The following is an 11,774-nucleotide window of genomic DNA, read 5'->3' on the forward strand; positions in this document are numbered from 1 at the left end:
CTGGGCGCTAAAAATGCCGGCTGGCCCAAGCAATAATAGAAATCCAGCACCTAGGGTGCGGGACAGGCGCGGTACCGACGGCCAGGCACGCAGCCGGTAGAAACGCGTAGCGAATACAACCATGAAATAGGAGAGAAGAAGTGGAGAATAGAGTAAAAAGAGTATGTGAAAACTAGCTGTTTAAGGCGCGCTCAAACGTAAGCGTATACGGGTAGAAGGTAAAATTATCTGTGTTTTTTTATATAAGACTTATTTCTATCTTGCCGTCTTACTTCTTGCTTTTACCCGATGAAAGCAAGCTTACATACTACCAACGCCTACTAGAGGTGTATGAATGCTTGTCAGGGCTAAAGTGACTAGCTGAGCCTCCCGGTTTTAGGTGGAGCAAGCCTGCTACCTAGCTACAGTCTTAGATTATCTTTATGTTGCTTTGGGCCCCGTTTCCGCGAGGGTTGCACTCCGCTTCAGATGTCCTGTTTTACTTTGACAACCGTTCTGGTTGTCACCAGAAGGGATCTTAATTGCCCACCCGGTTTTCCTCATCGGAACTGGCAGCAGCGCGGCGGGCTTGAGTTTTGCCGCTACCGATTTTGCAGGTGAAGACCAGGGTCACGCGGCGGCTTTCCCACTGGTTGTTCCAAGTCTGGTTTACGTTGTTGTAGCGCAGCGTGCTGCGGAAGCGGTTGGTGTTGAACACATCGGCTACGCGCAAGCTTAGGGTAGCTTTCTCGGCCCAGAGCTGCTTTTTCAGACCTAGGTTGACGGCGCCGCTGGCTTTGGTGTGGTAAAGGCCCTGAACGCCTGGTGAATCGTAGCTGCCGCCCACCAGTAGCTTGTAGCTGCGGGGTAGAGTGAAGGTGTGGTCCGAACTGACCGACCAACTGTAGCTGGCCAGGCGCACGGATTGGTCCTGCAAGGTGGTGCGCACCTGGGTGTAGCTACCACTCAATTGGTTATCTGTGCCCCAGAACTTAGTCAGGTCGGTGTGGCCGCCTGAGCTCAGGGTAAGGGAGCTGGTTTCGGCTAGGTTCTGCGGGGTGCTGGTCGAAACCTTGGTATCGTCATTCTGCATTACCACGTTGTTCACCGAGTTGGTTTCGTGCAGGTAGCTCAGGCTCAATACCTGAAAATCTTTGTGCAAGTAGTTCAGTACCAAAGATTGGGAGAGCGACGGGGCGAGGAACGGGTTGCCCTGCTGGGCGGTGTAGAAATCAGTGTAGTTAAGGAAGGGGTTCAGGTTCTGGTAGGCGGGACGGGTGATGCGGCGGCTTACCGAGGCACTCACCTGGTTATTTTCATCCACCTGGTAGCTGGCGAAAGCACTGGGAAACAGCTGAAAGTAGTGGCGGTCGATACGCGAACCAACAGCCGGCGTACCCGTCGTTTGGGTCAGCTCGCCCCGTAAGCCAGCTTTTAGCTCCAAGTGGTGAAGGGTGGTGTTCATGCTCACGTAGCCGGCGCTGATGTGCTCGTGGTAGGTAAACTGATTGGTGCGCAGCCCATCGAGCTGCCAGCCGCTATCCAGCAGCTGATCAAATTGGATAGCGCTGCGCGAGGTTACCCAGCTGGTTTTGACGCCGGTTTCGGCCCGCCACTTGGTGCCGGCGAAGGGGTGCACATAGTCTAGTTTGGCGGCCCGGATGGTGGTTTCCGAGGAGGCGTTGCTGCGCAGCTGCTCGGCGGGCCGGCCCTGCTCGGCGCCGGGCGCAAACGTCATATTGTGGAAGCTCTGGTCTTTGGCGCTGGTGTAGCGCACGTAGTCGGCGGCGGCGCTCAGCTCGCGGCCGGTGCTGTCGAAGGCGTAGCGGTAGTAGAAGTTCAGGGCCTGATTGGTGCCGTGGCTAGCTTGGGGGTTGGTCATCTGACGACGTCCGCCGGGAGTGCCGGCCTGATCAGTGGTCACGGAGTTGCTGGTACTCACGGCGTTGGTACGATCGAAGCCGCCGCGCAGCTGGATTCCTAAACTCTGCTTGGGGGTGAGGGCCACGTCGGCGCCGGTGCTGTAAGTACCGGTGTAGGTGAGCGGGCGCCACAGGTTTTCCTGGTTGAAGATGCTGTCGCGGATGTGGCGAATCATCGTCAGGCGGTTAAAGGAGTTGTAGCGGCCCGCGTCGAGGCGGGCGAACAGGCGCACTTTGCCCACGTTGTAGGCCAGGTTGGTGCCGGCCCAGCTTTTCTCGTAGCGGCCTCGGCCGAGGCCTAGGGTGTAAGTGCCGCTTAATCCGGGAAGCTGACTGCGGCGCAGCTTGATGTTGAGTACCCCAGCCGTGCCGGCGGCGTCCATCGAGGCGGGCGGGTTGGGCATCAGCTCAATTTGGCTGATGGCCGAGGCCGGCAGGGATTTCAGATAGCCGCTCAGCGCGGCGCCGCTCATGTAGGTGAGTTTGCCGTCAATCAGCACGTTTACGCCGGCGCTGCCGCGGTACACCACGTTGTCGTCCTTATCGAGGGTCACGCCAGGAGCTTTTTTGAGGATGTCGAGGGCCGTTTCGCCGGCCGTGTTCAGGCGCGCTACGTTCACCACGGTGCGGTCGGCGTGCTGCTCGAGTAGGGGAGGGGTGCCCACGACGGTCACTTCTTTCAGGGCCGTGGCGGTAGCAGCTAGGTGCAGGGCTGGCACCGCAATGGCTTCTTGGGCCACCCCGAAGGCCACGCTCCGAGCGCTGGTGTAGCTCATTAGCAAGGCCTTCACGCAGTAGCGGCCGGGCTTCACACTGCCGAAGGTGTAGGCACCTAGCTCAGTGGTGGTTTGGGAGCCTGCGACGGTGGAGTCGGGGAGAGCTAGCAGCACAACCGTGGCGAAGGGCAGCGGCTGGCCAGCCTGGTCCAGCACGAGGCCGGTGGCAGTTGTCTGAGCAGCGGCCCGCTGTGGGAGGGCCGACAGGGCCAGGAGCAGCAGGACGAAAAGACAGCGGAAGTGGCTAAAGCGGTGCATTGGAAAGGGCGTTGGCGGATTGATGGCTCAAAGGTGGGCCGGCCCCTTTCTCAGGTAAAAAACATTATTCCAATGCCCTAAAACCCGTTGCTACTGCCCGAAAAAGTTCCTTTGGTATTTCACATCCCAAAACTGGTCTTTCGCATAAAAAAGGTGCGGGCGCTGACCAAGGACAGTAGTTTTGGCATATCGGGGCAACGTGGGGCTGGCCCGCGTCCGTCTTTATCCCTCCTAGCTTCCCCATGAAAAATAAGTCTCTTTACTGGCATATCCTGGGCTGGCTGCTGTATAGCGGCTACGAGTTCCTGGGCGTGTTGCTGCATAGTCAGCACCTGCGCCTAGCCCTGTGGCTCACGGCATCCATCCTGTTCATTCGTTTTCTGGAGTTTTACCTGTGCTACCTGGTGGTGTATCCGCGCCTGCTGCGCTCGGGCCGGGGGCCGCAGCTGGTGGCAGCCCTAGCCGGCGTGCTGGCGCTTTACATCGGCCTGCGCGCCCTAATTGAAGAGGTCATCTACCCGGCCGTGTTAGGATTCCACAACTACACGCCCGACACGACGGTGACGTATTACATCTTCGATAATGTCTTCTTCGGTAGTCCGATGGTGGTGCTGAGTGCGGCTGTTTGGAGTGCACAGGCAGCCCTACGCCGCGAGCGTGAAAACCGCCAACTGCGCGAGGAAAAGCGTGCCGCCGAGGTGGCCTTTCTCAAAACTCAAATCAACCCGCACTTTCTCTATAACACCCTGAACATGCTCTTTAGCATGGCTTACCCCGTAGCAAAGCCGGTCGCCAACGCCATCCTGAAGCTCTCGGAGTTGATGCGCTATATGCTGCACGAAAGCCCCGACGGCCAGGTAGACCTGGAAAAAGAAATCGAGTACCTGCACAACTACCTAGCCCTCTACCGCCTGCGCTTCCCCGACAGCTTCTTCGTCGACTTTACCGTGACCGGCGAGCCCGCCGGCCGCCGCGTGGCGCCGCTGGTGCTCATTCCCTTCGTGGAAAATGCCCTCAAACACGGCGTACTCGATGACCCCGACCATCCCGTCCGCATCCACCTCAACGTGGAGGGCGAGCAACTGCACTTCGACGTTATAAACCAGCGCAGCGACGACCACAAAGACGCCACCACAGGCATCGGCTTGCCTAACCTGCGCCGCCGCCTGGCGCTGTTGTACCCGGAACGTCACGCGCTCCGGGTAGATTCGGATAAGGAGCAGTTTACGACATCGCTACGGCTGGTGGGATGAGCTCGCACCGCGTAAAGGTGCATCTTTACGTCTCGTCGTTGACTCCTAAGCGACCTCAACGCACTTCTAACCATCCACCGACGAGCTGCTATAGGGCGGCTCTATATTCCCGCGTCTATGATTCGCTGCCTTGTGGTCGATGACGAAGCTCCGGCCCTGCTCATCCTCGCCGATTACATTAGTCAAGTTCCTTTTCTCACGCTGGTTGGCACCACCACCAACCCCATTGAGGCGCTGACGATGGTGCAGCAGGGCCAGGCTGATTTGGTGTTTCTGGATATCCAAATGCCGAAGCTCACCGGCCTACAATTCCTCAAGTTAGCGGGCAGCAAGTGCAAGGTGATCCTCACGACCGCCTACCCCGAGTATGCCCTCGAAGGCTACGAAAACGATGTGGTAGATTACTTACTCAAGCCCATTGCCTTCGAGCGCTTCTTTAAAGCCGCGCAAAAAGCCTTAGCGTTATTGCCTGCCACCATCTCGGCTGCGCCGGCGGTATCGACAGCACCAGCAATTGCGCCGCCCGCACCACCGGCTACTAGCCACATGTTCGTGAAGGGCGAGAGCAAGAACAAGTTTCTGCGCGTCAACCACACTGACATTCTCTATATCGAGGGCTTAAGCAATTACGTTTCCATTCAGCTGCCCACCCAGCGCGTAGTCACCTATCAAACGCTGAAGGACCTAGCTGAAACACTACCGCAGCCGCCGTTTTTGCGAGTACACAAGTCCTTTATCGTGTCGTTGGACAAGATTCGCATGATCGATGGGAACACGATTTATATTCTGGACAAAGAAATTCCGGTGAGCGAAACCTACCGCGAGCAGCTGTACCGCCTAATTCGCGAAGCTTAGGGATGTTTACGAACCGTGGTCAGACTTTCAGGTGAGGTAAGTTGGATAAAGCGGGCCCGTTTCGAACCTAAACTGGGATGTCGTGTCCTATAATATCCTCTAGGTGAACAATTAGCCTCGTGTCAAGAGTATCATAAACTTACGTTCGAGTGTAATAAGAGCTGATTACCACTTAAGGTGTTCAGTAAAATCACCCCCATTTTTGAGCGTGACTCCCTCTACTAAATGGTTGCTGACAACGGCTCGAAAAACCTATAAAATCAGCAGATGCTCCCACAGATACGCACGTAGCAGCAAGCCGATCCCAGTTGCGCGCGCGCTTGGCCGCAGAGCAGAAAGTGATTTATGGGCGCCTTAACAGGTCGGCGGCCGCGCCTTCAAGATCATCTACCAGCGAACCGGCTCGGGCACAAACCGGAACCCTTCTCCCTGGCTCGCCAGGTGTCCCAACCCCGGCCAGGGAAAATGATACCCCAGCACGCGTGTTCGCTGCTCAGCCAAGGTAGACAAAATTCGGGTTCGCGTTTTCGCTGCCGTGGCCGGATCCAGATCGGCCGCAAAATTCAGGAGCGGGTTTTCCAGCGACAGTACGGCATGATGCGCTACGTCACCTAGCAAGAATAAAGAGTCATTGCCCGCGCTAAGTTCGAAGCAGATATGTTCGGCTGTGTGTCCTGGCGTGAAGTGCGCCTGCACGCCGGGCAGCAATTCCTCCCCCTCCCGGATGAAAACCAGGCGTTCCCGCAGGGGCAAGAGATTGGCGCGCGCGACGCGAATGGCGACAGCAGCCCAACTGTCTAGCAGTGCCTCGTCTGTCCAATAGGCAAAGTCGTTTTCAGCAAGGTAGATCGAAGCATTGGGGAAGGTCGGTTGGCCGTCCGCCTGGCACAATCCTCCCACGTGGTCGGGATGAGGATGCGAGCAGAGAATAGCATCGATATGCGCTGGCTCAATGCCGGCGGCGAGCAGGTTGTGGAGTAACTGACCGGCGCCATCGCCAAATCCGCGGAAGGAGCCTACCCCCGTTTCACCAAAACGTTTGTGTTACCCAGCGAGAAAAAAAGGACATTCTGGTCAACAACGGTTTGTTCTGTTGGCAAAAAGTTTCTGGTAAGTGCCTGCTCCACGTGCTGTGTTGTTTCGCCAAGGAAGACCTTCTCGGGCGATCCTAGGTTAAGCGTGCCGTCCGAGATGATACAGCAGCTAACCTCTCCCACGGAAAAGGGATAGACTGGCGCCTTCCTGTGCTGACTTAAATCTATCATGGTGCTGTTGCAGGCGTGTGCGATTTGATGGTATGTCACTATGTAGGAGCGTGCTCCTAAGTCAGGGCCAGCGATTGATTTTCGCCCGTAAAGTCCATCTATTCAGGTAGAGCTTGTTGGTAAGCTGCCCACCTAGCTCCAGGCTTTTTGGGGTGAACAATAAATCTCTTGTCCTGCCCTAGGTACACCCTAAGCGCTTCAATACTGGCTACGAAGTTCGCGAGCTTGTACTGCGTCGCATCGTCTGGGCTAGTCGGTCGACCGTTGGCTGTGTCCCGCATCAAAATACACTGCCGTACGATGCTGCTACAAGGCAGGCAAGGTCATGGTAAAGTTGATGGATAGCCCTCATTGAGCGGGGGGAATTCACATCACAGGGCCCCGGCCGCTGACATCATAATGGATGGTTATCGCTTGTACGACGAGGTAATTGCGCTCAACTCAAGAGCCCCCATCCGCTGCTGGAGGGGGCTCCTGGCATTTTATGATCAAAAGATAAACTTCATGAACAGTTCAGGAAGCTACTTTTCTTTTGGGGCCGTCTCTTCCGGGCTAGGTGGCGGGGCGAAGAACATGTTGTACTTGGGCGCCAGACCTAGGGCGCGCTGCAACTCACCCATATCGGGCGGGCTAGCGGGCAGCGGGTCGGTGGCCACGGCCGGGCGCGAGGCCTCGTCGAAGAAGGCCTGGTGCAGCAGGTTGGCCGTGCTTAGCAGCCGGGCCGGCTGCTCCGTCCGGTTAGCAAACCCGTGAAAGGCATTGGGTGGCACGATCAGGGTTTCGCCTCGCTCGCAACTCACCCATTCCTGCTGCCCATCCGTGAGGCGCATGAAGTCGACCCGCCCGTCGAGAATGTAGAAGACTTCGGCATAGGGATGGGCGTGCAATGGTACGCCCTTGCCTGGGTCGAGAGGCAGCTCATAGATGGCGAAAGCATAGCCTGTATCGGCGGCTTTGGCCTTCCAGGTGAAACGTGAATCGGCGATGTCGAAATGCTCGCCCTCGCCTTTGCCTACTTTGCGAACACCTTCGGTGGGCGGAATTTGCAAGGGATTATTCATAGAATATGGTAAATGAGAAAGGTGAAAAATGGAAGACTGCCACCCAATTAGCGTACCCTAGAGCAACGTTCATTGCTAGGTGCCGCTGACTGTAAGCTGGCTTAGTAGTAAGGCAAAGGTCTCAGCTACCAGTGGCAGAAATTGCCTCGGATCAAACCAAAACCTATACAATTCGAACCTACACCAGCCTTTTCACCGGCCGTTCGCTCACTGATTTTTAGACCCCATCCTGCTGGTATGCCCCTACCTGATTCAATCGAAACGCTACAGGATTTTCACCATCATGTTCTGACAACCCGCCCCAGCTCGACCGCCGCTATTGTGGCCGCTCCCGGTGCAGGGCAGTGTTTTGTCTATAGCAGTTGCCAGTCAGTGCCGCCGCTGAGCCCGCACCAGCGGCGCGACTTCTACAAGATCTACTTACTCAAGGCCGGAACGGGACGGTTGCACTACGCCAGCCGCAGCCTGGAAGTCGCGCCGCCCGCCCTGATCTTCTCTAACCCCTTGGTGCCCTACTCCGTCGAGCGGGATGCCGGGACCCATGAGGCCATCTATTGTTCCTTTAACGCCGAGTTCTGGCAGAGCAACGGGCGGCCCGGCCAGCCCTCGTTGGCCGAGTCACCGTTGTTTCGGCCCGGGGGCAGTCCGGTCCTGCTGCTCAATGAACTACAGTTGGCCGTTTTGGAGCCGCTGTTTCAGCAGTTGGTGGCCCAGGCCGCAACCGACTATGTGCATCGCTACGAAGTGATTCACAACTATGTAGAGCTGATCTTACACGAAGCCTTGAAAATAGATCCGCCCACGGCCCACTTTAGTAGTCACAACGCGGCCGGGCGCGTGGCTTCCCTATTTCTGGAGCTTTTGACGCGACAATTTCCCCTACTAACGCCCACGCACCAGCTCCGCCTGCGCACTCCCCATGACTATGCCGCTGCGCTAGCGATTCACGTCAACTACCTCAATCGGGCTGTGCAAGCAGCCACTGGCAAAACCACCACCGCCCACTTGGCCGAACGCCTCGTGCAGGAAGCCACCGTGTTGCTCCAATCTAGCTATTGGTCCGTTGCCGAAATATCCGACAGCCTAGGCTTTGCCTACCCCACCTATTTCAACCGCTTTTTTAAGAAACATACCGGCCTGACGCCTCTGCAGATGCGGCAAGCCGAGCTGCTACCAGCATGAGGCGCAGCTCGTTTTTAGTTGCACCTCATGCTGGTAGCAGCTCGGCCTAGTTTTGCTTAACTAGGGGTTTGTGTGGGCGCTGGCGCCGAAAGAGTTGTACTGAGACAACTTACTAGGAGGTAGGAAGTAGCACGGAGAATAGCGCTGGTCATCTCACCGCTCCATGGCTCCTGGTCAGTTGCACGGCTCTCCGTAACGCGGGGTATGTGGCCTTCGGCGAGTCGTTTCACAAGGGCTGTACCTCGGAAAAGTTTGCCCTGAAGCTAGACGGTGATTCGCCGGTTTTAGTCATAAATAGTCGGCTAAAATAGGCCGGGTCGTCGTACCCAAGCGTGTAGGCAATTTCTTTTGCGGTTAGGGAAGTATGCGCCAGCAGCCGCTTAGCTTCTAATATAATTCGATTCTTAATCACCTCATTAGGCTGCGGCAACCGCAGGCGGTTGAACTTATGGGTGATGGTCTTCGGTGCCATACACAGTAAATCGGCGTAATCGGCGACAGCGTGTTTGGACTTATAGTGCTCTTCGACGAGCCGGGTAAACTTGCGAAAAAACTCCAGGTCGCTTTGTTGATCCGCTAGTTCAGTGGTCAAATGTTGTCTTTTCCATGAGCGCGTCGCGCGGATGAGTAATTGTTTGAGATAAGTGCGGACCATCTCTTCCAAGGAGCTGTCATTTAGGTTGAATTCCTGAAGCATTTCCTGGAACACCCCGCTCAGAAATGCGTCTTCAACATCCAAAAGCTCCACTTTGGGCATATTACGGATGTTGTTGAATAGTAACCCATCACAAGCAACTTCCTGGTCATGGATTTGAATGCAATAAAAATCGCGGTTATAGAAAATGAAGTACCCGCGTTCCTGGCCGGCTGCTTCCAGCTCCAGATATTGATTCGGGCTGATAAAAAATAAGGTTGATTGCTGCGTGTCGTAACAGGCAAAATCCACTTTAAGTCTGTAGCCAGCCGGCAGATACAGGATCTTGATGTACTCCTTGTAGTCTGGGCCGTTGATAGCGTGCGTTTGCTCCTCACTAACCTGCAGCAATCCCAACGTCTTTAAATTATTATTGAAAACGGTTGTGCTCATAGCTCTATACGCTTGCGAATAGTAGGGATTTTGTGTTTCAAAACGATTACCCCGGTGAAGCGCTGGTTCACTTCACCGGGGTAATCGTTTAATTAACTTCTGGCGAATTTTTCAAGCTCCGCGTTGAATTTATCCATCTCTTCCAGGAAGAACCCGTGCCCGCCTTTTTCAAATTTGATGATGTAAGATCCTTTGATGGCTTTGTTGAGCTGTTGGGCCTGGGCGAAGTCGCATAATTTGTCGTTTACCCCGTGGAATATCGCGACAGGCATTTTGATTTTGGATAACTCAGGACGCAGGTCTAGGTCACGCAAGGCCGTAATAGCCTGAGTCGTGGCATAAGGGGAAGCATTCAGGTTGATGCTTTCCAGCCATTTGATAGATTCAGGAGAAAGGCCGCCTTCCTGACCTTCAAAGGCTTTTCCAAAACCGGCCACCAGCTGTTCCCGGTTCGTTTTCGTCTGCTTGATCAGATCAGCGGCGCCTTGGTCGGTGATGCCGTAAGGATAGCCTTCGCGCTGCTTCCAGGAGGGGCCGGTTGCGCCGAACAAAGCTAATTTCTTGATATGTGCCCCTTTATATTTGGTCACGAAGTGGAGGGTTACCGCGCTGCCCATGGAAAATCCACCAAGCGTGGCCTGCTCAATCTTAAGCTTTTCCAGCACCACCTTAATGTCGTCGGAGAACGTATCGAAATCGTATTTCCCGTAGGGCTTGTCTGATTTGCCGAAACCACGCAGGGAGATGCCAATGACCCGGAAGCCTTTTTCAACCAGATACTGGTATTGATATTCGTACATCTCATTGTTGAGCGGCCAGCCGTGGATAAGTACGATAGGCTGGCCTTCTCCTAGGTCGATAACGTGGAGTTTTACATTTTTTTCTACCTCAATGTATTCCTCTCTACCCAAGGATGCCGGCTTGCGGGTTTGGGCGAATAGAAGTTGGCTTTGGATAAAAGTGAACAGGAAGGCGATGGTCAGGGCAATTGTTTTCATCTGGGTAGTAGTGTTGGTTTGTTTGAGTTAACCTGCTAACTGTTAGCAAATTGTCGTTGCGTTTCGACATTACAAAGGTGGCAGGTTCAACTCCCCAGAAGAATGGATAAAAGGCCATGTGCCATGTACATTTTTCCCGCAAGGTGAAATTACGGCTCGTAAAAAGTCGTCAGCTGGGGCAAGCGCTGCTGTACCAACTTCTGTTTCATCGGCTCAAAGCGGGCTAGCTCCACCTTGTTCTTGGTCACGACGATATAAAATGGCTGCTTCATTTTTGCGGTGAGGTGATAAATGGTCACGAGCTCAGCAATATCCTCCGACCAGGCCGCCATGGCATACAAAGAGGGAAACGGGGTCTTCGCCAACCGTGCATACACTTCCGGCGCCCGCCCGATTGGCAGCGGCTTTCCACTCCGAAAGCGGGTTTGTTCCAGTAAAGAATCACTGTATGGCTCGGCAGGCTTATTCATCATGCGCCAGACATCTTGGGTAAATGGTGTCGGCGGCACTACGGTACTTGCCTGGGCAGGATGCGGGGTAAGGTTACGCACCACATCCACAATGTGAGTCGCCTCATGCATCAGCACATAGATGATGGCATCCATCGTGCCCCCTTCCACGCGCACGCTATATCCGGAGTCAGCTTCTTGCCTGAAGCAAGTATTCTCTTTCCAAGTTGCCCATTGAGAAATGTTCTCGTTCAGTAAGCTGGCGCGAAACGTAATGTTGAACATTTTCGTTGCGCCGCCTGCATCCACCGGAGAAGTTAAGGCCGTGTTCGGCATGTTATCCAGGAAGCTGATGCTGTGCAAATGCTGTTGCAGAATGCGCCGATGCAACGGCGTCAAATGGGAAAAGGCTTTGGCTACCTTTTCTTTTTCGGCGGGTGTTAGTGTATGGTTAACCGGTTTCATGCCCGCCTCGCGGAAGCTTTGGAGCACAGTTTCTGGTGCAATCTGAATCCTTTGCGAAGGATCATTTTGCAGGGAAGAATTCAGCTTTTGCGCCACTATAGAAGCTGGAAGACCCAGCGTTGCTACCGCCAACATTGTGACTGTAAACCACCGTTTCCTGATCATAAATATTTTCAATCTGAGTTATAAAAGGCTTCGCCGGAGAGCTTTATGAACACAATATT

Annotated in this window: 9 protein-coding genes; 3 read left to right on the plus strand and 6 right to left on the minus strand. The window is 54.8% G+C overall.

Going from position 1 to position 11,774, the window contains the following annotated elements; genetic code table 11:
• Positions 1 to 517: 517 nt before the first annotated feature.
• Positions 518 to 2,935, minus strand: coding sequence for a TonB-dependent receptor (locus tag SD425_RS11300; protein WP_324678548.1), 2,418 nt, complete (start codon positions 2,933 to 2,935; stop codon positions 518 to 520).
• 242 nt (positions 2,936 to 3,177) lie between these two features.
• On the opposite strand from SD425_RS11300, the gene SD425_RS11305 reads away from it, so the two are divergent.
• Both SD425_RS11305 and SD425_RS11310 read left to right on the plus strand, forming a co-directional pair.
• A complete protein-coding gene (locus tag SD425_RS11305; RefSeq protein WP_324678550.1) occupies positions 3,178 to 4,188 on the plus strand; it encodes a sensor histidine kinase in 1,011 nt (336 codons plus the stop codon).
• A gap of 117 nt (positions 4,189 to 4,305) precedes the next feature.
• Positions 4,306 to 5,043 (plus strand): LytTR family DNA-binding domain-containing protein, encoded by a 738-nt coding sequence (locus SD425_RS11310; RefSeq protein ID WP_324678552.1) that lies wholly within the window; start codon positions 4,306 to 4,308, stop codon positions 5,041 to 5,043.
• A 387-nt stretch (positions 5,044 to 5,430) separates the two neighbouring features.
• On the opposite strand, the gene SD425_RS11315 is transcribed toward SD425_RS11310, so the two are convergent.
• Positions 5,431 to 6,012, minus strand: a complete 582-nt coding sequence (locus tag SD425_RS11315; RefSeq protein WP_324679527.1) for an MBL fold metallo-hydrolase — start codon at positions 6,010 to 6,012, stop codon at positions 5,431 to 5,433.
• An 817-nt stretch (positions 6,013 to 6,829) separates the two neighbouring features.
• Positions 6,830 to 7,369 (minus strand): cupin domain-containing protein, encoded by a 540-nt coding sequence (locus SD425_RS11320; RefSeq protein WP_324678554.1) that lies wholly within the window; start codon positions 7,367 to 7,369, stop codon positions 6,830 to 6,832.
• Between the two features lie 237 nt (positions 7,370 to 7,606).
• Between SD425_RS11320 and SD425_RS11325 the strand changes: the two genes are divergently transcribed.
• On the plus strand, positions 7,607 to 8,551 hold the full coding sequence (locus tag SD425_RS11325) for a helix-turn-helix domain-containing protein (protein ID WP_324678556.1): 945 nt from the start codon (positions 7,607 to 7,609) through the stop codon (positions 8,549 to 8,551).
• Positions 8,552 to 8,777: 226 nt separating this feature from the next.
• Here SD425_RS11325 and SD425_RS11330 read toward each other — a convergent pair whose 3' ends face one another.
• The 3 genes from SD425_RS11330 to SD425_RS11340 all read right to left on the minus strand — a co-directional run bounded on the left by SD425_RS11330 (position 8,778) and on the right by SD425_RS11340 (position 11,646).
• The gene (locus SD425_RS11330) at positions 8,778 to 9,638 is read right to left on the minus strand and encodes a helix-turn-helix domain-containing protein (protein ID WP_324678558.1); all 861 of its coding nucleotides are present in this window, start codon (positions 9,636 to 9,638) and stop codon (positions 8,778 to 8,780) included.
• A 92-nt stretch (positions 9,639 to 9,730) separates the two neighbouring features.
• Entirely contained in the window at positions 9,731 to 10,636 is a 906-nt protein-coding gene (locus tag SD425_RS11335) for an alpha/beta hydrolase (RefSeq protein ID WP_324678561.1), read from the minus strand.
• A gap of 149 nt (positions 10,637 to 10,785) precedes the next feature.
• Positions 10,786 to 11,646, minus strand: a complete 861-nt coding sequence (locus tag SD425_RS11340) for a hypothetical protein (protein ID WP_324678563.1) — start codon at positions 11,644 to 11,646, stop codon at positions 10,786 to 10,788.
• Between the last annotated feature and the right edge of the window lie 128 nt (positions 11,647 to 11,774).

Source organism: Hymenobacter sp. GOD-10R, from assembly GCF_035609205.1.
In the GTDB taxonomy this organism is placed as follows: Bacteria; Bacteroidota; Bacteroidia; order Cytophagales; family Hymenobacteraceae; genus Hymenobacter.

Coding starts and splice junctions, on each gene's coding strand:
- SD425_RS11300 (WP_324678548.1), bottom strand. CDS start 2,935: ATGCACCGCTTTAGCCACTTCCGCTGTCTTTTCGTCCTGCTGCTCCTG.
- SD425_RS11335 (WP_324678561.1), bottom strand. CDS start 10,636: ATGAAAACAATTGCCCTGACCATCGCCTTCCTGTTCACTTTTATCCAA.
- SD425_RS11320 (WP_324678554.1), bottom strand. CDS start 7,369: ATGAATAATCCCTTGCAAATTCCGCCCACCGAAGGTGTTCGCAAAGTA.
- SD425_RS11310 (WP_324678552.1), top strand. CDS start 4,306: ATGATTCGCTGCCTTGTGGTCGATGACGAAGCTCCGGCCCTGCTCATC.
- SD425_RS11305 (WP_324678550.1), top strand. CDS start 3,178: ATGAAAAATAAGTCTCTTTACTGGCATATCCTGGGCTGGCTGCTGTAT.
- SD425_RS11330 (WP_324678558.1), bottom strand. CDS start 9,638: ATGAGCACAACCGTTTTCAATAATAATTTAAAGACGTTGGGATTGCTG.
- SD425_RS11325 (WP_324678556.1), top strand. CDS start 7,607: ATGCCCCTACCTGATTCAATCGAAACGCTACAGGATTTTCACCATCAT.